General features: G+C 58.2%; 21 protein-coding genes. 5 read left to right on the top strand and 16 right to left on the bottom strand.

The features are described 5' to 3' along the window. Positions 1-2: 2 nt before the first annotated feature. Complete coding sequence (locus tag QE408_RS13335; RefSeq protein WP_306931851.1) at positions 3-1,373, bottom strand: aspartate aminotransferase family protein; 1,371 nt, start codon at positions 1,371-1,373, stop codon at positions 3-5. A 261-nt stretch (positions 1,374-1,634) separates the two neighbouring features. Then, a complete protein-coding gene (locus tag QE408_RS13330) occupies positions 1,635-2,546 on the bottom strand; it encodes a diacylglycerol/lipid kinase family protein (protein WP_306931849.1) in 912 nt (303 codons plus the stop codon). Between the two features lie 255 nt (positions 2,547-2,801). Between QE408_RS13330 and QE408_RS13325 the strand changes: the two genes are divergently transcribed. Then, positions 2,802-4,049, top strand: coding sequence for an MFS transporter (locus QE408_RS13325; protein WP_306931847.1), 1,248 nt, complete (start codon positions 2,802-2,804; stop codon positions 4,047-4,049). 116 nt (positions 4,050-4,165) lie between these two features. Here the strand turns inward: QE408_RS13325 and QE408_RS13320 are convergent, their stop codons facing one another. After that, complete coding sequence (locus QE408_RS13320) at positions 4,166-7,156, bottom strand: autotransporter outer membrane beta-barrel domain-containing protein (protein WP_306931845.1); 2,991 nt, start codon at positions 7,154-7,156, stop codon at positions 4,166-4,168. Between the two features lie 522 nt (positions 7,157-7,678). Between QE408_RS13320 and mgtE the strand changes: the two genes are divergently transcribed. Together mgtE and QE408_RS13310 are read left to right on the top strand one after the other, a co-directional pair. Further along, a complete protein-coding gene (gene mgtE / locus QE408_RS13315; RefSeq protein ID WP_306931843.1) occupies positions 7,679-9,052 on the top strand; it encodes a magnesium transporter in 1,374 nt (457 codons plus the stop codon). Positions 9,053-9,163: 111 nt separating this feature from the next. Then, positions 9,164-9,616, top strand: coding sequence for a GNAT family N-acetyltransferase (locus tag QE408_RS13310; protein WP_306931841.1), 453 nt, complete (start codon positions 9,164-9,166; stop codon positions 9,614-9,616). A 13-nt stretch (positions 9,617-9,629) separates the two neighbouring features. Here the strand turns inward: QE408_RS13310 and QE408_RS13305 are convergent, their stop codons facing one another. The 6 genes from QE408_RS13305 to QE408_RS13280 all read right to left on the bottom strand — a co-directional run bounded on the left by QE408_RS13305 (position 9,630) and on the right by QE408_RS13280 (position 14,620). Further along, complete coding sequence (locus QE408_RS13305) at positions 9,630-10,538, bottom strand: homocysteine S-methyltransferase family protein (RefSeq protein ID WP_306931839.1); 909 nt, start codon at positions 10,536-10,538, stop codon at positions 9,630-9,632. A gap of 44 nt (positions 10,539-10,582) precedes the next feature. Further along, positions 10,583-11,272, bottom strand: a complete 690-nt coding sequence (locus tag QE408_RS13300; protein WP_306931837.1) for an ABC transporter permease — start codon at positions 11,270-11,272, stop codon at positions 10,583-10,585. Between the two features lie 9 nt (positions 11,273-11,281). Continuing rightward, the gene (locus QE408_RS13295) at positions 11,282-12,004 is read right to left on the bottom strand and encodes an ABC transporter permease (protein ID WP_306931835.1); all 723 of its coding nucleotides are present in this window, start codon (positions 12,002-12,004) and stop codon (positions 11,282-11,284) included. Positions 12,005-12,022: 18 nt separating this feature from the next. Then, the gene (locus QE408_RS13290; RefSeq protein ID WP_306931833.1) at positions 12,023-12,796 is read right to left on the bottom strand and encodes a transporter substrate-binding domain-containing protein; all 774 of its coding nucleotides are present in this window, start codon (positions 12,794-12,796) and stop codon (positions 12,023-12,025) included. Positions 12,797-12,817: 21 nt separating this feature from the next. Beyond that, on the bottom strand, positions 12,818-13,597 hold the full coding sequence (locus QE408_RS13285) for an ABC transporter ATP-binding protein (RefSeq protein ID WP_306931832.1): 780 nt from the start codon (positions 13,595-13,597) through the stop codon (positions 12,818-12,820). 186 nt (positions 13,598-13,783) lie between these two features. Then, the gene (locus QE408_RS13280; RefSeq protein ID WP_306931830.1) at positions 13,784-14,620 is read right to left on the bottom strand and encodes an undecaprenyl-diphosphate phosphatase; all 837 of its coding nucleotides are present in this window, start codon (positions 14,618-14,620) and stop codon (positions 13,784-13,786) included. A gap of 349 nt (positions 14,621-14,969) precedes the next feature. Between QE408_RS13280 and QE408_RS13275 the strand changes: the two genes are divergently transcribed. After that, positions 14,970-16,163, top strand: a complete 1,194-nt coding sequence (locus tag QE408_RS13275) for a sensor histidine kinase (RefSeq protein WP_306931828.1) — start codon at positions 14,970-14,972, stop codon at positions 16,161-16,163. A 10-nt stretch (positions 16,164-16,173) separates the two neighbouring features. Here QE408_RS13275 and QE408_RS13270 read toward each other — a convergent pair whose 3' ends face one another. Both QE408_RS13270 and QE408_RS13265 read right to left on the bottom strand, forming a co-directional pair. After that, on the bottom strand, positions 16,174-17,574 hold the full coding sequence (locus QE408_RS13270) for a coniferyl aldehyde dehydrogenase (RefSeq protein ID WP_306931826.1): 1,401 nt from the start codon (positions 17,572-17,574) through the stop codon (positions 16,174-16,176). After that, positions 17,571-17,972 carry a winged helix-turn-helix transcriptional regulator gene (locus tag QE408_RS13265; RefSeq protein ID WP_306931824.1) on the bottom strand — a complete coding sequence of 134 codons (402 nt, stop codon included), beginning with the start codon at positions 17,970-17,972 and terminating at the stop codon, positions 17,571-17,573. Before QE408_RS13265 ends, QE408_RS13270 begins: the two co-directional genes overlap by 4 nt. Positions 17,973-18,108: 136 nt before the next feature. On the opposite strand from QE408_RS13265, the gene QE408_RS13260 reads away from it, so the two are divergent. Further along, entirely contained in the window at positions 18,109-19,125 is a 1,017-nt protein-coding gene (locus tag QE408_RS13260; protein ID WP_306931823.1) for a zinc-binding alcohol dehydrogenase family protein, read from the top strand. Positions 19,126-19,190: 65 nt separating this feature from the next. On the opposite strand, the gene QE408_RS13255 is transcribed toward QE408_RS13260, so the two are convergent. The 5 genes from QE408_RS13255 to QE408_RS13235 all read right to left on the bottom strand — a co-directional run bounded on the left by QE408_RS13255 (position 19,191) and on the right by QE408_RS13235 (position 25,095). Next, positions 19,191-19,913 carry a pentapeptide repeat-containing protein gene (locus tag QE408_RS13255; RefSeq protein WP_306934797.1) on the bottom strand — a complete coding sequence of 241 codons (723 nt, stop codon included), beginning with the start codon at positions 19,911-19,913 and terminating at the stop codon, positions 19,191-19,193. Positions 19,914-20,129: 216 nt separating this feature from the next. After that, positions 20,130-20,633: a GNAT family N-acetyltransferase gene (locus QE408_RS13250; RefSeq protein WP_306931820.1), complete on the bottom strand. Its 504-nt coding sequence runs from the start codon at positions 20,631-20,633 to the stop codon at positions 20,130-20,132. A gap of 147 nt (positions 20,634-20,780) precedes the next feature. After that, positions 20,781-22,445 (bottom strand): electron transfer flavoprotein-ubiquinone oxidoreductase, encoded by a 1,665-nt coding sequence (locus tag QE408_RS13245; RefSeq protein WP_306931819.1) that lies wholly within the window; start codon positions 22,443-22,445, stop codon positions 20,781-20,783. A gap of 285 nt (positions 22,446-22,730) precedes the next feature. Further along, positions 22,731-23,651 carry a cation diffusion facilitator family transporter gene (locus QE408_RS13240; RefSeq protein ID WP_306931817.1) on the bottom strand — a complete coding sequence of 307 codons (921 nt, stop codon included), beginning with the start codon at positions 23,649-23,651 and terminating at the stop codon, positions 22,731-22,733. Between the two features lie 49 nt (positions 23,652-23,700). Next, positions 23,701-25,095: an anti-phage deoxyguanosine triphosphatase gene (locus QE408_RS13235; RefSeq protein WP_306934796.1), complete on the bottom strand. Its 1,395-nt coding sequence runs from the start codon at positions 25,093-25,095 to the stop codon at positions 23,701-23,703. Between the last annotated feature and the right edge of the window lie 160 nt (positions 25,096-25,255).

The raw sequence follows: 25,255 nt of genomic DNA, 5'->3' as shown, positions 1-25,255 counted from the left end.
CGTCAAACTTTCATGGTGTCGCGCAGGTGGTCCAACCCCTTGCGCAGTGTTTCAATAATCTGATCCACCTCGCCGTGGGTGATGGTTAGAGCGGGAGACGCCAGCATGCGATCGCCCGTGGCGCGCATCACCAGTCCATTTTCCAGGCAATGATTGCGGACGATGACACCAACGTCGTCCGGCTTGTCGACACGTTTGCGCGTTGCCTTGTTCGCTGTCAGTTGCAAGCCGCCCATCAGGCCGACATTGGCCGCCTCGCCTACCACTTCGTGGTCCAGGAGGCTCTGCCAACCTTCCGTGAAATATGGGCCTATATCATCCCGCACCCGTTCGACCAGTCCTTCCGCCTCGATAATGCGGAGATTTTCGAGAGCCGCCGCAGCGCAGACCGGATGACCGGAATAGGTGAAGCCATGGTTGAAATCGCCAACCTCAGTCAGCATCACCTCGGCCACGCGGTCCGATACCAGCACGCCGCCAATCGGCAGATAGCCGGATGACAGGCCCTTGGCTATCGGTGCCAGATCAGGCTCGTAACCGAAATGCTGGTAGCCGAACCAGGAGCCCAGTCGCCCGAAGCCGCAGATCACCTCATCGGAGACCAGCAGAATATTGCGTGCCTTACAGATGCGGGCGATTTCCGGCCAATAGGTTTCCGGTGGGACGATAACGCCACCTGCGCCCTGTATGGGCTCGGCAACGAAGGCAGCCACATTCTCCTCGCCCAGTTCGTCGATCTTGGCGTCCAGCTCACGCGCAACCTTGAGGCCGAATTCTGCAGGTGAGAGATCGCCACCTTCTGCGTACCAATAGGGCTGGCCGATATGGGCGACGCCTTCGATCGGCAGATTGCCCTGTTCGTGCATCCACGTCATGCCGCCAAGTGAAGCACCTGCTACGGTAGAGCCATGATAGCCGTTGCGCCGCGCAATCACCTTGGTCTTTGTTGTGTGGCCGAGCGCCTTCCAATAGACCCGCGCCATCCGAAACCACGTGTCTGTGGCTTCTGAACCGGAATTGGTGAAGAACACATGGTTCATCCTCGGCCCGGCATGGGAGGCGATCTTTTGCGCCAGGAGAGCCGCGGGCGGCGTGGTGGTACCGAAAAAGGCATTGTAATAGGGCAGCTCGTTCATCTGCTGCGCCACAGCTTCGGCGATCTCCCTGCGACCGTATCCGATGTTGACGCACCAGAGGCCAGCAAAGGCATCAAGATATTTCTTGCCGGTGCTGTCATAGATGAAGACACCCTCCGCACGCTCGATGATGCGCGTGCCGGTCGCATTCAACTTTCCCATGTCTGAAAAGGGATGAAGATGATGTGCAGCGTCGATGGCGGCGAGGTTGGAGACTGGTCTCGATAAATCGTTCACGCCTTGTATGCTCCTTGATCTGCTGACAGGAAGCATGGCCGCTGGCTGTTAAATTTGCAAGCGATGGCTACAGTATCGGTCCGAAAATCAAAATCGATTTTCAGACAAAGATTTTTAGATTCAATGATTTAGAATATGCCGCGCAAAAGTGTTAAGCGGTTTTGCGCGACATGCGGCAAGCCAAAGAACCAAAGATTACAGAGCGATTCTGAAAGATCGCGACACATTTTAGAGTGTCCTTTATGCACCCTAAAGTCTGGATCATACGTTGGTAGAATCCTTGGCGACGATAACCTTCAGTTCCCCGGCGTGGATTTTGAGCTCCACATCGCGCTTCATCGGCAACAGTTCGCCGTCGATGACGCAGCGGACATCATGACGCCTCCTGGGAAAATGCAGTTCGACATTTTCGACTGCCATCGACGTGACCGCTGCGTTTTCCTTCAGCCTGCCGCGCAGAATATCGACCGCGAGCCGCGCCACCCCGGAAGGGCTCAAGGCGTCTGCCACATAGAACCCCAGGCGGCCGCGGGTAACATCATCCGCGACTAGCAGAGGGTTGGGGCCAAACTCATTATTGGAGGCGGAGATGGCGCAAACCCGACGGTGCTGGGTCTCACCTGCAACGGTGAATTCCACGTCGAACACAGGCGGATTGAGCACGACGCTGAGTGCTGCGCGAATGTTGGCCCGCATTTTACCAAGCCTCGACGCATATTGCATACGGTCACGATAGCGCACCATGCGGGCATGGAGACCGGCTGAGAACTGGTGCACGAAGGGATGACCGTTGGCGCTGGCAATATCGACATTCTGGACTTGACCCTGGGCCAAGGTATCGACTGCCTGCCAGATATCGAGCGGAAGTTTCAGCGATCGCGCAAACAGATTCATGGTCCCTGCCGGCACAACGCCGAGCGCAATGCCGTGCTTCCAGGCGATGCCTGCCGCAGCAGAAATCGTACCGTCACCCCCGCCTGCAATCAGGCCATCCAGTCCTGCATCATCGGCGGTGCGCTCCATTTCCTTGACGATATCCTTGCCGGAAACCAAGCGGCATTCAATCTCGTGGCCGGCCTGTGAAAATACCGTCCTGGCATGGTCGCAATAAGCGTCCAGATCGGTGGTCCTGAACGTTCCGCCATCGCGGTTGAAGATCGCAACCAGCCTCATCTATCCATCCAGCTATTGTGCACGAAGCGCGACCTAAATCGTCTAGTGTCGAAAGGGTTCCATCGGCAGCTGGGACGATCCGGAATTCATCGAATCGACACTACCGCGACGCGTATAAACATGATACAAACAACATAAGGTCATTTTGGTGGCCAACATCTCCAGTCAGGGCAGATCGACAATGTCGATCTTGCCCTTTTTTCTTCGTGAACGTCCCTTTTCCATAGGAAGCGTTCCGTCGCAGCCGGGAACCCCATGAGCCAAAGCTGTCCACGCGAAAACCGTGCCGAAGCGGAAGACGTTGCCATCGCGCCCTCCGCACAGACAGGTCTCTCGCCCATCTCTATCGCGCTCATCGAACTGGCGCTTGCCGCCGGCGGCTTCGGCATCGGCACTGGTGAATTCGCGATCATGGGCCTCTTGCCGGAGGTGGCAACGACCTATGGAGTTAGCGTCCCTGTCGCTGGCCACGTCATTACGGCCTATGCGCTCGGCGTTGTCATCGGCGCGCCGATCATCGCGGTTCTTGCCGCGCGTCTGACACGCCGTGTGCTTCTCCTTTCGCTGATGGGCCTGTTTGCTGCCGGCAATATCTTAAGCGCCCTTGCACCGGACTTTTGGACATTCACCGCTCTGCGCTTCATCTCCGGATTGCCGCACGGCGCCTATTTTGGCGTTGCCGCCCTCGTCGCAGCGTCCATGGCGCCGATCCACAAGCGTACTCGTGCCGTCGGTCGCGTCATGCTGGGTCTGACCATCGCAACGCTTCTTGGCACGCCGCTCGCCACCTTCTTCGGCCAGTTGTTCTCCTGGCGGGCAGCCTTCTTGATGGTGGGCGGTATCGCACTGCTGACTGTAGCACTTCTGTGGATGTTCCAGCCCCGTGACAAGGTGCAGGAAGGTGCCAGCGTCCGGCGAGAACTCGGCGCCTTCCGCCGCCTTCAGGTCTGGTTGTCGCTGGCTATCGCTGCGGTGGGCTTTGGTGGGATGTTCGCAGTCTTCAGCTACATCGCCAAGACCACGACGGATGTGGCCATGATGCCGGTCTCCACCGTGCCGATCGTACTGGCGCTTTTCGGCATCGGGATGAACGTCGGCAATGTCGTCGGCTCACGCCTTGCAGACCTCTCATTGAACGGCACCATTGGCGGCATGCTGGCCTTCAATGTCGTCCTCATGACGATCTTCGGGCTGACGGCGCATAATCCCTATATGCTGTGCCTGTGCGTTTTCCTAATTGGTTGCGGTTTCGCGGCCTGCCCCGCCGTCCAGACCCGCCTGATGGATGTGGCAGCCGATGCGCAGACACTCGCTGCTGCCTCCAACCACTCCGCCTTCAACATTGCCAATGCACTTGGGGCCTGGCTCGGCGGTTTGGTCATCGCTCTCGGTTACGGCTACGCATCGACCGGATATGTCGGCGCGATCCTCTCCTTTGCGGGATTACTGGTCTTCATCGTTGCGATCGTTTTGGAGCGACAGGAAAAAGTGCGAAGCATCTAGGAATCGAGTTTCCTAGAGCATGCCGCGATCTTTCAGGTTAGCTCCCTACGCTCTGAGCCCTTGTTTCGCCGGATGTCGTGATCGCAAAACCGCTGCATACTTTTGCGCGACATGCTTTAGAAATTGACCGTAAGGTTGGCGAGCGCAGCGTTCGAGCTGAAGCCCTCCGCAAAGTCGCCGCTGTAGCTCACCATCAAACGCGCCGATTTCGACAGATGGACGGTAACACCGGCTTTCACCACCATCGTATCCTGCGGGGCTGCGATCCCTTCCAGCATGAAGGGACTGCCACCCTCGAACCGCGCCACCGCGAAAGATGCCGTCTCACCAAAATTGTGGCGCCAACCGATCATGCCAGACAGAAGTATCGGGACTTCGCCCATTTCCAGATCGGTCGAAAAGCGCAGGCCCAAAGTGGAGATGGTCGTATCGAAAGACCTGTCCTCGATGGCGAGGGCTGCCGCTCCCCCATCTTCCCTGATCGCGCCACCGTCAACGGCCGTATACGCCAGACCCGCAAAGGGCTGCAAACGAAGGTTATCCAGCTCGAACCTCCAGCCCAAATCAGCAAACACCTGAGACGTGGCGCGGGTATAATCCGCCGTCAGCACATCGGAAAATGTACCAAAGGCGACGTTTCTGCGCGTGGTGATCTCGTTTCGAGTATAGATGGCGCCGCTGGTGAAACTGAACGGCTCCAGCTCAGCATGCGTGTATAGTCCAAAGTGGTAGGCCTGGACCTCTGCCCCGGCGGCGGCGTCAAGCGTGCTGTAGCCAAGAACACCGCCAAGGCGCCAGTCGTCTACAATCGGCAGGTCTCCACCAACCAGCGTTCCGGCTCTGCTTATCTCGAGGCCACCCGCCATGGCATTGCCAGCGAAAGTCTCTTTAGAGACAAGGCCCGTCGCCCATATGCTGCCTTCCGCCACCTCGCCTTCGCTTGTGGCGCGGTTGGTCTTGTCGAGGATCGCCTCGCGAAGCAATGTATTGTCCGAGATGAGAGCAGATTTGAGCGAAGGGTGGATCTCACCGTTGAGCTGGGCAAAGGCACTCTGCGCAGTCTGGATATCCAGGGGCAGGACGGCCTGAAACAGTGTGTTCGATGACCCCGCAGCTTCAATGGCGCCCGCTGCCGCGCGGTCGTTGGACGTGCGCGCAACATCCGCAAAGCGAACCGCGTTGCGGTCGAGTTGAAGATCGACGGATGTCGTTCCATAAATGAGCGTCGGCGATAAAAACGCGAAGTCGCTGGTGACACTATCAAACGTGCCGTCGACCACGCCAGCGGTCAGAATTTCGTAGCGTGTTGAAAGACCGTAAGTACCGCTTGCTGCGCGCAAATCGACCACGCCGCCTTCAAGGCGTGCCGTGCCGGAGACATCGAGACGATCAGACCGTCCGGTGGAATCGATATCGACGTCATAGACTGCCCCTCTCCGAAAGGTCGCATCTCCGCTAATCGTCATCGTCGCGATGCCGGGTCCTGGGGCCAGCACGCCGCCTGCACCCACCACAAGACCGCCCGATACGCCGACACCGCTCAAGAGGCCTCCGTCGAAGATATCGACGGTGCCGGTGATCGTACCATCGTTTCTGACTTCACCACCTGTGATGGCAGCTTCGCCAGTGATCGTCCCCGTGTTGGTAAAGCGCCCCGACGTGTTGGTCAGAGACGCGACGGTGCCGTCATTCGTCGCCGTTCCTTCGTTTACGACAGCATCCGTCGTCGCGCCGAGATTGTTGATGAAGCTACCACCAACCCGGTTCTGCACATTGCCGAGCGTGTCATTATTGACCACGGTACCGCCGCTTACCGTCGTCGTCCCAGTAACCACTCCACCGGTATTGTTGGTGAAAAGCCCGGCCTGATTGTCGATTGAGGCGACTGTGCCGTTATTGGTGGTCGCGCCGCGGTTAATTATGGCGGAGGCAGAGGCCCCGGTGTTGTTAACGAAGGCGGCTGCGGCAGCGACGTCCACATCCGTCACCACAAAATTGTTGGTGACCGTCCCGCCTGCAACCGTGGTCCTGCCTGTGACCCTGCCGCCGGCGTTGTTGGTGGTCGTTCCTGCATCGTTTCGAAGCGAGGAGATCGTTCCGGCATTGGTAAAATTGCCGGAGTTGCGAACATTGTCAGCCGTTGCACCCGTATTGTTGGCAAAGGCCGCCGCCGCGGCGACATCGACATCCGTGACCACGAAGTTATTGGTGACAGTTCCGCCAGAGATCGTCGTTCTGCCGGTGATCCTGCCGTCGACATCGTTGGTAAAGCTGCCAGCGTCGTTCTGAAGCGAGGCCACCGTTCCGGCGTTGACGACCGTTCCGGAGTTGCGGACATTGCCAGCAGTTGCACCATTGTTGTTGGTGAAAGCCGTGGCGGCTGCGACGTCCACATCCGTCACCACGAAATTGTTGGTAACGCTGCCGCCCGACACTGTCGTCTTGCCAAGAACTTCACCACCGGCATTGTTGGTAAAATTGCCGTCCGTATTTTGCAGCGTTCCGATACGACCCGCATTCGATGCAGTACCGGCATTGTCCAAGGTAGAAAGTGTCGCGCCGCCATTGTTGGTGAAGGTCCCGCCTGATTCTACTGAAGCGCCTGTCATCGTACCGTTGTTGGAAAGCGAGGTTCCGCTTTCAATGACGGCATCCCGAAGTGTACCATTCACAGTCACGCTGCCATTTTGCAGCGAAAGCCTGCCATCAAGCGTACCATCGATAGCAAGGCTGCCGCCGGTCAGATCGACATCCGATGTCAAAAGGCCGCCGGAATTGATGGTGATGCTCCCCGACGTCATCGTCGTTCCGTTGGTGACGGTCAAGTCGCCGGTGTCGGTGACCGTGACGTTGCCCCCGCCAACGTCCAACCGATCGATCCTCTCGCCGGTCGACACTTGCGGCGAACCGGTATCGACGGTGGCACTATCGGTTGCGGCAGGCGCGCGCGGCGTCCAGTTTGCGTCATTCTCGAACGCATTATCCCCCGCACCAGTCCAGACCGATTGCGCAGCCGATACCGTCGCCACCAGAGCGATGGGCGCAGTTGCGGCAAGCAAAGCTAAAAATCTGTGTGCTGTGAAGAGCGGGCGGCGAACCATAAACATACCGACAATCGTCACGGGGCATCATGCCAACGTTGTCGACCACCCTATCGCCGTTATGGTTAACCAACGCTTAAACCGGACGGGAGCGGAGCCGTATCTCGCTGTCGAAACAACATATATTAGCCGCCGCTTTCTATGTTGATTGAGGCACGATAAGCCAAGCAAGACGTCGCGATATCTGGCGTGATTTCCGATCGAAAAATGGCAGCCATCGGCGTCTTTCGTTGGAAGCGTAGGCTCCTGATGTCAGGAGAAAATCTGTTCTGCTTTGCGCGTCAATCAACCTTGCCAAAATTTCATCTTCGGACCGCTTGACTATGACGCAGTTCAGGCGCACCACACACGCCACGTGCAGGGGTTCAACGACCTTTTGGCACGGATATCCACGGAGCATCGTTTGATGTCTAGCGACAGTAGTAGTCGATTGCCTTTGCCGAGACCGGCGAGACGTGCTCTGATCTGACTCCTGTCGGCTCACCACGGACCGCCGCGATCGGCGGATCGACTCGAAGGTGAGCAATCATGAACTTTCACACCCTCTCCCAGAGAGCCAGCAAGGCCGCACGTCTTTTCCGCAGCGGTGATGCAGGTCTTTCCACCATTGCAGAACGTGTCGAGCAGCTGAACGCACTCGACGTCAACGAGGCCGTCGACGCTCTGCTGAAAATGCCGCAGCCAAAGGCCGTTGCCATTCTGGACCGTCCGGAGTTGCACCACGCTGCCGATATCATTGCCGCCATTCCTCTGGAACAGGCCACTCGCTTCGTCAATCTCATGTCAGACGACCGCGTGGCGGACGTCATGGCCGAAATGGATGAGGCCCATCGCAACAAGCTCTTTTCGCGCCTGGACCGGGCAACGGCCGCTGCCATCCAGCATCTGATGACCTATCCGCCGCGCACCGCTGGCTCCATCATGACGACAGAGTTCGTCAGCGTGCCGGACAGCTGGACGGTGGAACAGACCCTTTCGCACATTCGCGTCGTCGAGCGTTCGCGTGAAACGGTCTATGCCATCTATGTGCTGGCCGAGGATGGCACCTTGAGCAAGGTCGTTACGTTGCGCCGCCTCGTGACCGCGGATCCGCAAGCATCGATCCTGTCCGCCGCATCGCAAGAAAGCGTCGTTTACGCCGATCCTCAAATGTCGCAGGAAGACGTCGCTCGTCTCATCCGCAAGCACGATCTGCTGGCCATTCCAGTCGTGGATGAGCATGCCCGCATTCTGGGCATCGTCACCGTCGATGACGTGATCGACACGATGATTGCCGATACCACCGAAGATGCACACAAGTTCGGCGGCATGGAAGCGCTCGGCAAGCCCTACATGTCCATGGGCTTCTTGGACATGATCCGCAAACGCGCCGGCTGGCTTTCCGCCCTCTTTCTCGGCGAAATGCTGACGGCGAGCGCCATGCAGCACTTCGAAGGAGAATTGGAAAAGGCCGTCGTCCTGACGCTTTTCATTCCACTGATCATGTCATCGGGCGGCAATTCGGGCTCACAGGCCACGTCCCTGATCATTCGTGCTCTGGCGCTCGGCGAGTTGAAGCTCTCCGACTGGTGGCGGGTGCTGCTGCGTGAACTGCCAAGCGGCCTGGCCCTTGGCGCGATCCTTGGTGCCATCGGCTTCCTGCGGCTGACCGTCTGGCAGCAGGCAGGCTTCTATGACTACGGCGAACACTGGCTGCTGGTCGGCTTCACCGTCTTTGCAGCGCTGGTCGGCATCGTCACTTTCGGCTCTATCTGTGGCTCGATGCTGCCTTTCCTGCTGCAGCGGCTGCGTTTGGACCCGGCTAGCGCTTCGGCTCCGTTTGTCGCGACGCTGGTGGATGTCAGCGGTCTGGTGATTTACTTCTCCGTCGCGCTCGTCATCCTTGGGGGAACATTGCTGTAAGCGCGCTATCAGCCCGGCCGTCTTATGTCGGCCGGGCTAAATCATTGTACTGGCTTTTCAAGTGCTTGTAGACTGGCTCTCGGTTTCTGATTCAGGAAGATGAGACGTCACATGCAGATATCCAACCTTCGGCACCGGCAATGCTTTGCCGATACGATCGCCCATCGCGGCTGGAACGCCTGGTGGACGGAAAGCGGCGTGCCGCTCGAAGATTATCGGGCACACCTTGATCCGATGTTGGGACAGGATATCATCCCTTTTGCGCTCGTGGCGCATGAAGGCGAGACCTACATCGGCTCCGTGCTCGTCATCGACAACGATCTCGAGGCACGGCCGCACTATAGCCCATGGATTGCAGCGCTCTGGGTCGACCCCGATTATCGCAATCAGGGCGTCGCTGCTGCCTTAATCAAAGAGGCCCGCCAACACATTGCGACACTTGGCCATGGCACCTGCTATCTCTGCGCCACAGCCGACAAGCGGCCGTACTATCTGAAACAGGGCTTTACCCTGCTTGAAGAGGATGTCACCGGTCTCGACGTGTTTTCGATCGAGACACGGTAGACACCACCGCAGTTTATCGTGCGCGGAGAGCCCCAGCGACGGTGTGAATATGGGCCGCGCCTATGCCGCAGCATCCGCCGATCAGTGTCGCGCCAGCATCCGCCCATGTGCAGGCAAAGCGCGAGTAGACATCGTCGGTCAGATCGTCGCGCGTGCCATGCAGACCCTCATTGGCCGCTGAGTCACCCTGCTCGCCTTCGAAGGCATTTGCATAGACGCCGATCTCCAGCGCCACACCCTTTTCCTGGAATGTGTTGGCAGCCGTCTCGACGGCGGCTTTCATCACCTCTGGCTTGCTGCAGTTGAACAGCAAGGCCGCAGCACCCGAACCGGCTGCCCATTCGGCAGCGGCACGCACGGTTTCGCCAGAGCACAGCTTCGGCTCCGCGCCGTTCACTTGTGCCGGGTCGTCATCTAGCGTGAAGGAAATCCAGAAGGGCTTACCGGTCTCTGCGATCGCCTGACGGACAGCCTCGCCCTCGGCGATCAGGCTCAGTGTTTCACCAAGCCAGACGTCAACGAAGGGTTCGAGATTTTCGACGAGCACACCAAGATAATCCTGGACGCGCGACCCATCGAAATTCTGTGGCTCGTAAGAGCCAAAAATCGGCGGCAGCGATCCGGCCACCGTGACCTTGCGGCCAGACGCATCTGCTGCTTCACGCGCCAGACGTCCGGAAAGTGTGATCAGCGACGCGCCCTCTTTGCGAAAACGCTCTTCGCCGATGTGGAAGGGCACAAGGGCGTAGGAGTTGGTGGTGACGACATCGGCACCGGCCTCGATGAATTCGGCATGGACCTGACGGACGATGTCCGGCGCGTCGATCAGGGCAAGTGCGGACCATTCCGGTTGTTTCAGTTCGGCACCCAGCCGTTGCAATTCGCGGCTCATGCCGCCGTCGAGAATGCGAATATCGCCCATGAAGAAACTCCTTTTATTCACCACACCGAACAGGCGTTGCCCGCTCAGCGTCGTACTGGCACCTGCGCTTCGATGATGCCGAAGCAGCGGGCAATGATGGCTGTGAGAATAAGATAGAAAACGGTCACGACCAGAAGCGGCTCATAGACCAGAAGCGTGTCCTGACGGACCTTATAGGCCACTGCATAGAGGTCCATCACCGTAACCGTGAAGGCCAGCGGCGTGGCTTTCAGCTGCATCACCACTTCGCCGGCAATCGTCGGGAGCGCATTGCGAATGGCGCGCGGCAGCCAGATACGGCGGGCAAGTTTGAACGGGCTCATGCCAAAAGCCCGCGCCGCCTCAAGCTCGCCTTTGGGCACTCCGAGCAGCGCGCCGCGCAGAACTTCCGCCTCGTAAGCGGCGTAGTTCAGCGTGAAGCTGACGGCGGCAAAGAAGAAGCCTTCTCTGAGGATCGGCCAGAGAAAGCTCTGCCGCAGGCCGGGGATCATCGGCAAGAAGGAGCCGACGCCGTAATAGAGAAGCCAGAGCTGGATCAGCAGGGGCGTCCCACGAAAGAAGGTGCAGTAGCCTCTCGCCAGAAGCCTTGTGATCCTTCCACCGCTGACTTGGGCAAAGGCAAGACCAATGGCCAGAATGAAGCCGAGGCTGACGGAAATGACCAGCAGGGCGATGGTCTGCCATGCTCCACTGAGGAGAAGCGGCCAGTATTTTTCGATCCAGGAAAAAGTCATGGCTCCACCTCACGCAAGCGACGGCTGACCACGGCGCACGTGCCGTTCGATCAGCCGGAAGAGAAAGTTGGAGACAAGCGTGATCGCCAGATAGATCAGCGCGGCGGCCATGAAGAACAGGAAGTAATGCTTGGTGCTGGCCCCGGCGAGACGGGTGGCAAGCGCCAGTTCCTGATAGCCGACGACAGCCACCAAGGCGCTGTCCTTCGTCACGGATAGCCAGAGGTTGGATAGGCCGGGCAAAGCGTTGGGCAGGAGAGCGGGAAGGACAACACGGCGAAAGCGCAAGAACGGCGACATGCCGAAGGCTTTCGCGGCTTCGATCTGCCCATTCGGGATCGACAGGATCGCGCCACGCAGCACTTCCGTCATGTAGGCGCCCTGCACGAAGCCGAGTACCGCGACTGCGGCGACGAAGCCATTGACTTCCAGCGGCGGCAGGCCCGCCATCTGCAACAGTCGGTTCAGGCCGTCCGTCCCGGCGTAATAGAGGCCGACGATGAGGATGAGTTCCGGCACGGAACGGATCAACGTCGTGTAAAGATTGAGGATGACGCCGAGCGCCCGATTGTCAGAAAGCTTGCCGAGTGCCCCCGCCATGCCGATCACGATACCGATCAGATAGGCGCCGGCAGAAATGGCAAGTGTCGCGGCCGCCCCGGACAGCAACGTGCCGCCCCATCCCGGAGGATAGGGAGACAAGAGCTGGATGATGCTGTCTGGAGCTGCCATCTGCGAGGAGAGCCAGACTTACTTCGCGCCGTAGATATCGAAGCTGAAGTATTTCTTGGTGATCTCGTCATATTTGCCGCTGGCGCGGACGGCAGCGAGCGCAGCATTCAGCTTCTGCTTCAGTTCCTGATCGTCCTTGCGCACACCTCCCGAGACGCCGAGACCGAGGATTTCGGGATCATCGGCAACATTGCCAGCGTCGGCGCAGCAATCTTTACCGGTTTCCGTCTTCAGGAAGTCGTCAAGCACCAGCGAGTCGCCGAAGACGTAGTCGATGCGGCCAGCGGCCAGATCCTGAAAGGCTTCGTCCAGTGTCTGATAGGTCTTCTCGTCGGCGACATCCTTGAAGTACTTGGCATAGTAAGCGGACTGGATGGTGGAAACCTGAATACCGATCGTCTTGCCCTTCACGTCATCTGCCGTGGCGCCGGGCTTGCCGTCTTTCGCGCCGATCAGCTTGCTTGGCGTATTGTAGTACTTGTTGGTGAAATCGATGACCTTCTGACGTTCCGCCGTGTTGGACATGGACGACCAGATGACGTCGAACTTCTTGCTTTCAAGCGCCGGAATCAAACCATCCCAGGACAGAGCGACGACGGAGCATTTCTCCTTCATTTCCGAGCAGACGGCATCCATGAGATCGATTTCCCAGCCCTGCCACTTGCCGCTGGCATCCTGGGCGAAAAAGGGTGGGTAGCTCTCATTCATCACACCGAAGCGAACTTCAGCGCTGGCAGTGAAAGCCGACAATGCGAAGGCCGTACCGGCCAGCAGAGATGCAACAAACTTCATATCAAACTCCTATGAGACTGTTCAGTTGGCGAGCGCGCCGGTAAATTCCCGGGTCCGTGCGCTGCTGGGATTGTTGAAGACCTGCTGCGGAGAGCCCTCCTCCTCCACACGGCCTTGATGCAGGAACATGACGTGGCTCGACACATCGCGGGCAAAGCGCATTTCGTGGGTCACGAGCAGCATGGTGCGCCCCTCTTCCGCCAGATCACGGATCACCTTCAGGACCTCGCCGACCAGTTCCGGATCGAGCGCCGAAGTCGGCTCGTCGAACAACATCACGGCAGGCTCGACGCAGAGCGCACGAGCAATGGCGGCACGCTGCTGCTGCCCGCCGGAGAGGAACGCCGGATAGGCATCCTTCTTCTCATAGAGGCCGACTTTGTGCAGCAGGGCCTCTGCCTTTTCGACTGCTTCCGCGCGCCTGACGCCCATGACATGCACGGGCGCTTCGATGACATTTTCCAGAACCGTGCGATGAGCCCAGAGATTGAAGCTTTGGAACACCATGCCAAGCCCGGTGCGCAGGCGCTCTACCTGACGCCAGCTTTGCGGGACGGACTTGCCGTCGCGCCCGCGCTTGACCGCCACCTCTTCACCATTGACGCTTACCCGGCCGCTGTCCGGTATTTCCAGGAAGTTGATGCATCTCAGAAAGGTGCTCTTTCCCGAGCCGGAAGAACCGATAATGGAGATGACATCGCCCTTCTTCGCCGTCAGCGAAATGCCCTTCAGAACCTCGTGATCGCCGAAGCTCTTATGGATGTCCTCCACAGCAAGGGCGCAAGGAACGTCTGCGGTCATTCATTCTTCCTGACAGTCTAGAAAGGCGTCACACCATCCTGAGCGGAGGTGATGTTGCCGCGGAGATAAACGCTCTCGCACTTTATCGAAAGGAAAATCATTCTACGCCAGACGAAAGACATAAAATTAACCCGGCACGGAAGGCCGCACCGGGTAAGACTAGGGGCTGATATCTCGCCGGAGGCGTCAGATCGGATTGATGACACCGCTGAAGAGCAAGCCAAGCAGCACAACACCAATAACGATGCGATACCAGACGAACGGCATGTAGCTCTTCGTCGAGACCAGCTTGAGGAAGACGACGATGACGGCATATCCGACAATGAAGGATATCAGCGTCGCCAAAGCCGTCTGGCCCCAGCCGACCGGGTTTTCCTGTCCGATGCTCTTGAAGAGTTGATAGAAGCCCGAACCAAAGACGGCTGGTACCGCCAGAAGGAAGGAGTAACGGGCAGCGGCTTCACGCGTGTAACCCAGCAGCAAGCCAGCGGTGATCGTGCCGCCGGAGCGGGACACGCCGGGGATCAGCGCCATTGCCTGGGCAAAGCCGAAGATAATGGCGTCACGCCAGATCAGCTTCTTGATCGGATACTTCTTTTTGCCGATGCGATCCGCAAAGCCCAGAATGATACCGAAAACAATCAGCATGACCGCGGTGATGTAAAGGTTGCGCAGCGAATGCTCGATAGCGTCCTTGAACAGAAGGCCGAGCAGCACGATGGGCACCGAACCGACGATGATCATCCAGCCGAGGCGAACATCGGCCGGGTCATATTGCCCGCCAAGCCGCAAATGATGACGAAGCCAGGCAAAGGCGATCCGCATGATATCGGACCAGAAATAGACGAGCACGGCCAGTTCCGTGCCAATCTGGATGATGGCGGTAAACGCCGCACCCGGGTCTTCACCGGTACCCAAAAACTCGCCCGCGATTCTCAAATGTGCGCTGGAAGAAATTGGCAAAAATTCCGTAAGCCCTTGAATAAAGCCGAGGATCGCGGCTTCTATCCAACCAATACCCATGCTGGTCCGTCCCTGAACTGACAATCACTGCGCGCGAAATTATGAACCAATCCGGGCAGTTCGATGTTGCGGTGCAAAAAAATGTGAATGATGAAGAGCCGGCGAATGCCGCGGCAAATCCTTCCTCCCAATTTGCCGGAAAATCAAGAGCACGATCATCTCCAAAACAGGGCTAAGCAGGTGCAGCTAGGCCAGGGCTTAGTTCGCGAACCCTAAAATAATAGGTTCGACAAAACACAATATCCTACCCAACACTTCAAACTAGGTTGTATTCATCAAGTATTTTATTCATTAGACATTTAATACTTGCCTCCCTATATCTTCCTACTATTGCCGTTGTCGAAGACACATGGCTTTCTTTTTGTGGTGGACTGGTGCGTTGATCAATACAGTGTCGGTAACGTCGGACCTCCTTACTGCAGAACGAGACATTCTGGCACGTGTGGCGGTAGGCGGCCCGCTGAAACAGGTGTTGCGTGATATCGTGCTTCTGGTGGAAAAGCCTGCAGGCGGCGAGTTGCTGGCATCCGTTCTGCTCACCACGGAAGATGGCAAGCGTCTGACCCAGGGGGCGGCGCCGAGCCTGCCCTGCGATTACAACGACGCAATCGAGGGCATTTCCGTTGGCCCTGGTATCGGGTCTTGCGGCACTTCGGCCCATACCGGCACCCCGGTCATCGTCAGCGATATCGCCGCCGATCCGCTTTGGGCGAATTTCCGCAAATTGGCCCTCGCCCACGATCTCCGCGCCTGCTGGTCGATGCCCATACGAGCTGCCGATGGGCGCATTCTTGGCACCTTCGCCAATTACTACCGTGAGCCCCGCAAGCCTTCGGAGCGAGATTTAGAGGTCATCGGCATGATCTCACGGACGGTGGCTATTGCCATCGAGCGTTCGCAAAACGAGGAGGCACGCGATCGGGCAGAGGAGCAGCGTATGCTTCTTCTGCGAGAGTTGAACCACCGGGTGAAAAACGTCTTCGCGCTGGCCGACTCGATGCTGGCAATGACGGCGCGAACGGCAACGAGCGCCGAGGAGCTTTCCTCCACGGTTCGAGGCCGCCTGCGCGCCCTGGGACGGGCGCATGACCTCGTGCAGCCGACGTTTTCGGCCGAACATGTGGCCTATGCACCGGACGTGCCCTTGCGTCAGATCATCGGCGATATTCTGGCACCCTACACCGACGCAGCAACCGACCGGGTTGTCTTCGTCGGTATTGACGACGTGCGTATTCGGGCTGATCACATTACGAGTGTCGCGCTGGTCTTGCATGAACTCGCCACCAACGCGGCGAAATATGGATCGCTTTGCTCCGAAGACGGTCGGCTCGTGGTTGCCTGCACCACAGGCGAGACGCTGCAGATCATGTGGAGCGAGCGGGGCGGGCCAGTTTCGGGCCCTCCGACCAGCAAGGGCTTCGGCTCAACGCTCATCCAGCGCACGGTCAGCAGCATGCGCGGAGAGATTTCCTATCACTGGTCGCCGGATGGGCTGGACATCAGCATCTGCCTGCCCATTAACACGATTTCCGCCTGCGCCTGAACGCACGTCCTTATCGTAACAGGTAATCAAGCCCGGCCTTGACCATCCGACCGAAGGGCGGACGTAGAAGGCTTGGCACGCTGAAACGTCCTCTTGAAAACACGCCCTTGGCATGGCTCATGCGGCGGAAGCCTTCCATGCCGTGATAGGCCCCGGTGCCGCTCGGCCCTATCCCGCCAAACGGAAGGTCATCCTGCGCCACATGCAGCACCGTGTTATTGATGCCGACATTGCCGGACGTGGTGCGTGACAGGATCGTCTTACAGTCATCACCATGCGCATCTGCGAAGACATAGAGCGCCAACGGCCTTGGCTTTTCATTGATGTAGGCGACCACCTGCGAAACATCGCGGTAGGTCAGTACGGGCAAGATCGGCCCGAAGATCTCTTCCTGCATCACTGCCATGTCGTCGCTCGGATTGATGACGAGCGTCGGCGGCAGGACACGGATACGCGTTCCAGCCCCCGCCTCTCCTCCGACCGGTCGCACAATCGCACCCTTGCTGGCCGCATCTTCAAGCAAGCCATTCAACCGAGAGAAATGCCTGTCGCTGATGATCGACGCGTAATCGCGGCTCACCACGCCCTCCGGGTAGGATCTCGCCACCGCTTTATCGAAAGCATCGATGAAGGCTTCGACCTCGGTTTCGTGGACGAAGACGTAATCCGGGGCAACGCAGGTTTGCCCGGCATTGGTGAGCTTGCCAAAGACAATAGACGCAACGGTTCCGGCGTTGACGTGACCCGGCAGTATGATCGTCGGGCTCTTGCCGCCGAGTTCCAGCGTGACCGGCACGAGGTGTTCACTCGCAGCCTTCATCACCAGACGCCCGACCTGCGTGCTGCCGGTGAAGAACAGATGGTCGAACGGCAAGCCACTGAATTCGGCGCCTACGCCTGCGTCGCCAAGCACCACGGCGACCTTATCTTCCGGAAAGGCCTCGGCGAGCATTGCCTTCATCAAGGCGCTCGTTTCCGGCGCAAGTTCCGAGGGCTTCAACATCGCCCGATTCCCGGCGGCAAGTGCAGTGGCAAGCGGCACCATGGCCAGCAGAAATGGATAGTTCCAGGGCGAGAGAATGCCGATGACGCCGAGCGGCTGATACTCCACCCAGGCGCGTCCGCATTGCGACAGTGCGCCTACATGGCGCGGTTCGGGCTTCATGAAGCGCTTCAGATTCCGGTCCAGGTAATCGATCGCTTGGATCACCCCAACGATGTCCAGAAGGGCGGTCTCATTCGGTGATCGTCCGCCGAAATCGGTATCAACCGCCTGTTCGATTTTGCTTCGATAGGAGGTCACAACCTTCCGCAAAGCCTTGAGATCGGCTCGGCGTTGCTCCAGTGACGGAGGTCCATCGTGGAGAAAGGCGTGACGCTGCCTTCCCAAAAAATCAGCCGCGGTACTCATTCGGCAGCAGCGAGCGGCGTTACGACGTCCTCGGGCGCGGCAAGCGTCTTGACGCCGTCCTTGCAGACCACATGGGTTTCGCCCCAGGATTTCAGCGCTGAGATGACCGGCGCCATGCTGTTGCCAAGCGGAGTCAGGCTGTAATCGACCCTTGGCGGCACGACGGGAAAGACTGTGCGGGAGATCAGGCCCGCATCTTCCAGTTCGCGAAGCTGCTTCGTCAACATGCGCTGGGTGACGCTTGGAATGTGGCGGCGCAGTGCATTGAAACGCAGAGTTCCTTCGGTCAGCAAATGATAAAGAATCACGCCCTTCCACTTGCCATCGAGATAACACAGCGTCGATTCCACCGGGCAGCCGGGAAAATTATCTTTCAGTTTGGCGCGAGGGCGGGACATGAAAAGCTCCGTTTTTCAGGTTCGGCGGGTGGCCACAGTATCCTTTTTGTCAGTATAGACACAAAATGTGCATTCTTGCAGACATTGCTCATAGCTATCAAATAGACGCCGAAGCAACAAGCGAAGGAGAAAGAACATGCGCGCTGTCGGCTACAAGACCTGCAAGCCCGTAACGGAAGCAGACGCTTTGGTGGATTTCGAACTGCCTGCCCCGGAGGCCAACGGCCACGATCTTCTGGTGGAAGTGAAGGCAGTTTCGGTCAATCCGGTCGATACCAAGGTTCGCCGAAACCAAGCGCCCGAGGCAGGCCAGGCCCGCATCCTCGGCTTCGATGCTGCGGGTGTCGTCAAGGCTGTTGGCGACAAGGTCAGCCTGTTCAAGCCAGGCGATGAAGTGTACTATGCAGGCGCTATCAACCGCCCCGGGACCAATAGCGAGTTTCAGCTCGTGGATGAACGCATCGTTGGTAAGAAGCCGAGAAGCTTGAGTTTCGAGGAAGCTGCGGCCCTACCGTTGACGGCGATCACCGCCTATGAAGCCCTGATCGATCGCCTCAAGGTGAAGGATCCTGTTGCGGGTGGCGCCAATGCCATCGTCATCATCGGTGGTGCCGGCGGCGTCGGTTCGATCGCAATCCAACTTGCGCGGCATCTGACGGACCTGACAGTCATCGCCACGGCGTCGCGGCCGGAAACGAAGGAATGGGTCGCGCAGTTTGGTGCACATCATGTGCTTGACCATAGCAAGCCGCTTGCACCACAGGTAGAGGCGCTTGGTTTAGGTGCCCCGAGTTTCGTCTTTTCCACCACCCATAGCGAGCTCCACCGCGCCGACAGCATAGAGTTGATTGCGCCGCAGGGGCGCTACTGCCTGATCGACGATCCAGAGAATGGTTTCGATATCATGCCATTCAAGCGCAAAGCCATTTCCGTTCATTGGGAGATGATGTTTGCCCGGCCGGTCTTCGAAACAGCCGATATCTTGGAGCAGCACAATCTGTTGAACCATGTGTCGGAGCTGGTTGACCAGGGCAAGATCAAAACCACGATGACGGAAACGTTCGGCACGATCAACGCCGCAAACCTTATCAAGGCGCATGCACTGGTCGAAAGCGGCAAGGCCAAGGGCAAGATCGTGTTGTCTGGCTTCTGAGAACACGTGTAGCCACATGGTGACAGACTAGCCGGATCACAGCGTGGTCTGGCTAGCCTTCACCATCAATCGTCTTCCGGATCGGCGGGGCAAGGCCAAGTGGCTGGTTTGGTCAGTCCTTGCGGAAGCTTGGTTTTGTCGTCGCCGCAGGCAATATCGATCTGCTTTTGGTCGAGCCCGGTCGCGGCGGAAAGGTCCAGCCCTTCGATGCGGGCCAGCAGCAGGAACGAGTCGGAGAAATCGATCGGCCCGGTAAACTTGGCGCCGGTGAAGCTGGCGCGTGAGAGGTTGGCCTTGGTGAATTTGGTGCCCGTCAACACCGCGCCATTGAAATCCGCCCGCCCGAGTTCCGCCTTGGAAAAATCGGCATTGACGAGCTTGGCATTCTCGAAGTTGGCGCGCTGCATTTCAGCGCTGTTGAACCTGGCATTTTCGGCATTCGCATCGCTGAAATCGCTGCGATAGGCCTCGATCTTGATCAGATTGGCGCCCTCAAGCTGGGAGGAGGCCAGCGAGGTACGGATCAACTTGGCCTTCTCCATATTCGCCTTGTTGAAGGAGGAGCCGCGCAGATCGGTGTAGGTGAAGTCCGTTCCGTGCAGGTCGGCACCGTCGAGAACGCTGCCGCCCAGCATCAAGAGCCGCTTGTTGCATTCGCTCCAGTCGATGCCAGTGGATGCGTCGGCTCGGCAGCTCGCCGCCATGGCGGGTTGACCGCTTATCGATATCGCCCCGATCACCGCTGCGACCGCAGCCAGCAAATGATTGCTAGGCAAAGCCGAGACCATTCTGGCAAGTTTCCTCATTGCTCACTCCCAACCCCTTTTAGGGGATATTGACCCTCTTAAGCTATGAGGGACCCTCTTCACATATAGGGGCTCTGTCACATCTAAATGATCCAGCCCGCAACTGTAAACGCCTCCCTGATCACTATCCTCGATACCCTAACCCTTCAGGTTGCAGGTTGTTCAGAAATAATAGCTGAGCGAGTAGCGAGAATAGGATTACAGTTTCTTCAGCATCGCCACGCGACGCTTTGGATCAAGACCAGAGTCGATCTGAGCCCTCAGCCTTTCCGCGAGAAAGACTGACATTTCCTCCGCCTCAAGGATGCGAAAGCCGAGCTTCGTATAAAAGGGCGCATTGAAAGGCGCGTAACGATCCGTAGTAAGAACCGCGTCAGCAAGTCCTTTCTCACGTCCGACATCCAGCAGGGCAAGCATCAGCGAGGTGCCGATGCCCCTGCCCTGTGCGGCGCGCTCTACGTCGAGCTCGACGACATAGAGATTGCTTTCCTCGTTCAACCCAAGCGTAAAGCCGACGACACGTCCCGCCTCTTCGGCCACCAGAAGAAGTCCCTCGTCAAGGCTCCGCTCAAGCAGAAAGACCGGCGCGGAGACAGGCTGCTGCGATACCCCGCAGACTTCTGCCCACACAACAAAGGCATCCAGTTCGATTTCCGCCAAACGTGGAAAGTCGTCCTGCCGTCCGGCACGGATCGTCGCCATATCGCGTCATCCCCTCATGCAGGCGCACCGTCTTACTCGCAGATGAAGCGATAAGCCGAGCGGGCCACGTCAATATTACATATTGGCGTAAACTGGCCCTTCGCCGAACATCTTTGCTGACGGCGGTCCGAGCGGGCCACGCCAATATTACATATTGGCGTAAACTGGCCCTTCGCCGCCTTGTGGCGGTACCCAATTGATATTCTGGTTCGGGTCCTTGATGTCGCAGGTCTTGCAGTGGACGCAGTTCTGCGCGTTGATGACGAAGGTCGGTTCGCCTTCCTTCTCCACCCACTCATAGACGCCGGCGGGACAGTAGCGCGTCGAGGGTCCGGCATAGACATCATGCTCGGAGCGCTTCTGAAGCTCCATGTCCTTCACCTGGAGATGAACCGGCTGGTCCTCCTCATGATTGGTGGAGGAGAGATAGACCGAGGACAAACGGTCGAAAGTCAGCACGCCATCCGGCTTGGGATAGGCAATCGGCTTGTGGTTTGCTGCGGGCTCCAGGCTTTCCGCGTCGGTCTTGCCGTGCTTCAGTGTACCGAAGATGGAGAAGCCGAAGAGCTGGTTGGTCCACATATCGAGACCGCCGAGACCGACGCCAATCGCCGTGCCGAACTTCGACCAGAGCGGCTTGACGTTGCGCACCCGCTTCAGGTCCTTGCCGATATCGGTGCCACGCCATTCATTCTCGATCTCGATCACTTCGTCATTGGCGCGACCAGACGCGAGAGCTGCTGCAATTTTGTCCGCCGCCAGCATGCCGGAGAGAACCGCATTGTGGCTGCCCTTGATGCGCGGGACGTTGACCAAGCCTGCCGAACAGCCGATCAGCGCGCCGCCTGGGAACGTCAGCTTCGGCACCGACTGGTAGCCGCCTTCGGTGATGGCGCGCGCACCGTAGGAGACGCGCTTTCCGCCTTCGAAAGTCGGTGCGATTGCCGGGTGCGTCTTGAAGCGCTGGAACTCTTCGAACGGATAGAGATAGGGGTTCTTGTAGTTCAGATGAACCACGAAGCCGACGGCAACGAGGTTGTCTTCCAGATGATAAAGGAACGAACCGCCGCCCGTCTTCATGCCCAGCGGCCAGCCGAAGGAGTGCTGCACGAGGCCCTGCTTATGGTTCTCAGGCTTGACCTGCCATAGCTCCTTGATGCCGATACCGAACTTCTGGACGTCGCTGTTCTTCGACAGATCGAACTTCTTGATGAGCTGCTTGGCAAGCGAGCCGCGCACGCCCTCACCGATCAGCACATATTTGCCATGCAATTCCATGCCGCGGGTGAAGGCGGGGCCGGGCTCGCCATTCTTCTCGATGCCCATGTCACCGGTGGCAACACCGATGACGGCGCCTTCGTCGTTATAGAGAACTTCGGTTGCGGCAAAACCCGGATAGATTTCAACGCCAAGCGCTTCCGCCTTTTCCGCAAGCCAGCGACAGACGAGACCGAGCGAGACGATGTAGTTGCCGTGATTGTTCATCAGCGGCGGCATCAGGAAGTTGGGCAGACGGATCGAGCCGGCAGGTCCGAGGAACAGGAACTGGTCGTCCTTGACTTCGGTCTTGAAGGGATGCCCCTCCTCTTCGCGCCAGCCGGGCAACAGACGGTCGATACCGATCGGATCAACCACTGCGCCGGAGAGAATATGCGCGCCGACTTCAGCGCCCTTTTCCAGTACCACGACGGAGAGGTCCGGATTGACCTGTTTCAACCGGATGGCGGCAGAAAGGCCCGCAGGTCCGGCGCCGACGATCACGACATCGAACTCCATCGATTCACGTTCCGGCAATTCCATTTCTTCCGTCATAAGATCCTCGTCGGTTTACCGGTCCCGTCCGGCTTTTCGTTGTTCCTGCCCTACACCAAACCGCAGCCGAAGACGTGTGGAAAAACGTCGTCGCAACAAGCAGTTCGCGTCATCGTTCTTGGCAAAGCAAAAGCGCTTTGTCGAGATGAATAGCAACGATGCTTACATGGCGCCACCAAATTGTCCGACAACCTGATGACTATCAATTACTTTTACGTACACGTAATATCAAGAATAGGAATGATGGTGTGCGTCGTCAAGGGAGTGGGACGAGCTGGGTCCCCGTCAAATCGCCCACTCCTCGTCCGTCGTGAACATGATGGTGAGCCAGCGGTCATGTCCTTCTCCACCCAGCGCCTCGCCGATTTGGTCGCGAATGGCGTCCCATTCTTCCAGGCGACGGGCGGGTGCGTTTTTCGGCACAATGAAGAAGAGTTCAATCTGTCGACCGCGCCCCACGCGTGCGACATAGGAATAATGCGAGGAAAAGCCAAATTTCTCAACGACTTCCTTCGCGACCTTATCCACATGCAGTTTGAACTCGGTCGGCGTGACCAGCAGGATGTCGGCCAGCGCCTGCTTCACATTGGCGAAAGGCATCGGGATGATGACGAGGCAGACGAGCGCCAGCACGGCCGGGTCGGTGTAGGATGCTAGCCAAGCATGGGAAGAGTGAGACAAGGCATAACCGCCCATAAAGGCGACGAAAAGTGCTGCACTCAACATGGCGCTCATCAGCCAGCTTTTGGCGTCGAGCGCGACGAAGGCGGATTTCAGCGTCCGGTTTTTCCGCCGAATGAACCATGCCATTCCAAGCGAGACGGCAAAGGTGAAGAAGGTGACGATGATCGCATAATCGAACGCGATCACACGGCCGCCATCCATCAGGCTGTCGATCGCATTGATGAGCGCATAGACTGCGGCCCCTATCAAGAGCGTGCCATTCAAACCAAGGACCATCGGCTCCAAATGCCAGAAACCCATGGTGAAGCGTTCCGCCAGCTTGCCGCCTGGATTGGGCAGCGCCGAGGCGGCGATCAAACGCGCCACCATCAGCGCCAGCATGGTCATGAAGGCATCGGTCAGCGAGTAGATGCCATCGAAGACGACGGCGAAGGAGCCGGAATAAAGACCAGCCGCAATCCCGCACGACGCTAGGATCACGGTGACGGCGATCGAAAGCTTGAGCAGTGATTGTTCGGTCATGAAAAAGATCACCCTTCAAATCTCGGTCCGTATTGTCGTTTTTGCCTCTTCAGAGCCTGTCGAATACGGACCCCGCCCCCGGTGAAAACAGTCGCTCATAGGTTCTGACGAGATAGCCGTCCGTCATACCCGCAACGAAGTCGCAGATGATGCGCAGATCGCCGCCGGATTTTTCGTAAAGCGGGAAGACATCTTCCGGTAGCAGGCGCTCAGGATCGGACTGCAGCGCTTCGAAGACAGCGACGACCATGCCCTGCCCCTTAAACTCCATATGCTGGACACGCGGGCTTTTGATCACATGTTTGCGCACCACATCCTGAAAGGCCTTCAGCAGTCGAACACGATCACCTCCGAGCTTCACACGGTGACGCAAGAGTGGCGTTTCGAACCGCTCGTCGTCGGCAAAGCGTGCATCTGTGATGAAATAGCCGACCAGCATGCTGATAAACATTTTGCGGTCGCCGCTATTACCGAAGAGCCCATCCACGATTTCGCGATAGACGTCATTGCCGCGCTTATCCTTATGGTTCTTATTGAGCATCGCCATGAAGCTCTCGCAGTCATCCGCCGTCACCTCCTTCTCGAAGGCATCGCGGCTGATGAGCTGCATGGCGATCGCGTCCTCAAGATCGTGGACCCCGTAGGAGATATCGTCTGCCACATCCATGATGGTGCAATCGAGTGATTTGTGCAGCGACTTGGCGTGTTTTCCGTCATCCTGCGTCACCGTCTGGAAAAGATCACGGTCGGCCTGCGGCAGAGGATCGAGCACCCAGTCCACCACTTCCGTTTCGCAATCCATGTAACATTTCGGTGGCTTCGAGGCCTGCGTGTCGATGATGCGCAGCGTCGAAGGACCGTCATGCAGTTTTGGCAGGCGCGCGGGATGGGCCGCTTTCGAATAGGCGACGGGGTACTTCAGAATACCCAGCAGAGTGCGCCGCGTGAGGTTGGCGCCATTGGCTTTTGAAAATGTCTCAAGGCGGCTGAGAATGCGTAAAGTCTGGCCGTTTCCTTCGAAGCCCGCTTTGGCGATGTCGGTAATGACGCCATTGCCGTTGCGCCCTGCTTCGTCCGGATTTGCCGCCACGCGCATGCAGTAATTCAGCGCGACCTCGCCGCCATGACCGAAGGGCGGGTGGCCAAGGTCGTGGGCGCTACCGATCGCCTGGATGAGGCTATGCTCCGGCAGTTCCGCCGTCACCGGATGATGAGGAAAGGCCTTGCGCAGATGCTTGACCAGACCAGCCGCGATTTGCGCCACTTCCAGAGAATGCGTCAGGCGCGTGCGATAGAAGTCACTATCGCCGAGGTTTAGGATCTGCGTCTTGCTTTGCAGTCGTCGAAATGAGGTGGAGTGGATGATCCGCCCATAATCGATGTCGCTTTCGCTGCGGGCGTCGTCACTCTTGCGGTTTTCGACTTTCTGGCGCTCGTTCCACACGTTCAAGCCCGTCCTCTGCCAACACAAAATTCACGGGGCTGTCTTACCGAGGCGCAAGAGGCGGCGCAAGCAACCGCGCTCAAGGCCAAGCCGATCAACACTTTTCAGGGCTGGACGCAGGCGCTACAAGCGTGGGCAATCATCATGAGCATGAAAGGAC

This window comes from Agrobacterium larrymoorei (genome assembly GCF_030819275.1).
Taxonomy (GTDB): Bacteria; Pseudomonadota; Alphaproteobacteria; order Rhizobiales; family Rhizobiaceae; genus Agrobacterium; species Agrobacterium larrymoorei_B.
Note: the sequence above shows the minus strand (reverse complement) of the source record. Positions and strands in the feature narration are given on the sequence as shown.

Bases quoted from the DNA above. Each gene is read 5' to 3' on its own strand.
- QE408_RS13260 (WP_306931823.1), top strand. From the start codon at position 18,109: ATGCGCGCTGTCGGCTACAAGACCTGCAAGCCCGTAACGGAAGCAGAC.
- QE408_RS13280 (WP_306931830.1), bottom strand. From the start codon at position 14,620: ATGGGTATTGGTTGGATAGAAGCCGCGATCCTCGGCTTTATTCAAGGG.
- QE408_RS13240 (WP_306931817.1), bottom strand. From the start codon at position 23,651: ATGACCGAACAATCACTGCTCAAGCTTTCGATCGCCGTCACCGTGATC.
- QE408_RS13245 (WP_306931819.1), bottom strand. From the start codon at position 22,445: ATGACGGAAGAAATGGAATTGCCGGAACGTGAATCGATGGAGTTCGAT.
- QE408_RS13270 (WP_306931826.1), bottom strand. From the start codon at position 17,574: ATGAGTACCGCGGCTGATTTTTTGGGAAGGCAGCGTCACGCCTTTCTC.
- QE408_RS13255 (WP_306934797.1), bottom strand. From the start codon at position 19,913: ATGGTCTCGGCTTTGCCTAGCAATCATTTGCTGGCTGCGGTCGCAGCG.
- QE408_RS13325 (WP_306931847.1), top strand. From the start codon at position 2,802: ATGAGCCAAAGCTGTCCACGCGAAAACCGTGCCGAAGCGGAAGACGTT.
- QE408_RS13265 (WP_306931824.1), bottom strand. From the start codon at position 17,972: ATGTCCCGCCCTCGCGCCAAACTGAAAGATAATTTTCCCGGCTGCCCG.
- QE408_RS13330 (WP_306931849.1), bottom strand. From the start codon at position 2,546: ATGAGGCTGGTTGCGATCTTCAACCGCGATGGCGGAACGTTCAGGACC.
- QE408_RS13295 (WP_306931835.1), bottom strand. From the start codon at position 12,004: ATGGCAGCTCCAGACAGCATCATCCAGCTCTTGTCTCCCTATCCTCCG.
- QE408_RS13300 (WP_306931837.1), bottom strand. From the start codon at position 11,272: ATGACTTTTTCCTGGATCGAAAAATACTGGCCGCTTCTCCTCAGTGGA.
- QE408_RS13285 (WP_306931832.1), bottom strand. From the start codon at position 13,597: ATGACCGCAGACGTTCCTTGCGCCCTTGCTGTGGAGGACATCCATAAG.
- QE408_RS13305 (WP_306931839.1), bottom strand. From the start codon at position 10,538: ATGGGCGATATTCGCATTCTCGACGGCGGCATGAGCCGCGAATTGCAA.
- QE408_RS13320 (WP_306931845.1), bottom strand. From the start codon at position 7,156: ATGTTTATGGTTCGCCGCCCGCTCTTCACAGCACACAGATTTTTAGCT.
- QE408_RS13290 (WP_306931833.1), bottom strand. From the start codon at position 12,796: ATGAAGTTTGTTGCATCTCTGCTGGCCGGTACGGCCTTCGCATTGTCG.
- mgtE (WP_306931843.1), top strand. From the start codon at position 7,679: ATGAACTTTCACACCCTCTCCCAGAGAGCCAGCAAGGCCGCACGTCTT.
- QE408_RS13310 (WP_306931841.1), top strand. From the start codon at position 9,164: ATGCAGATATCCAACCTTCGGCACCGGCAATGCTTTGCCGATACGATC.
- QE408_RS13250 (WP_306931820.1), bottom strand. From the start codon at position 20,633: ATGGCGACGATCCGTGCCGGACGGCAGGACGACTTTCCACGTTTGGCG.
- QE408_RS13275 (WP_306931828.1), top strand. From the start codon at position 14,970: ATGGCTTTCTTTTTGTGGTGGACTGGTGCGTTGATCAATACAGTGTCG.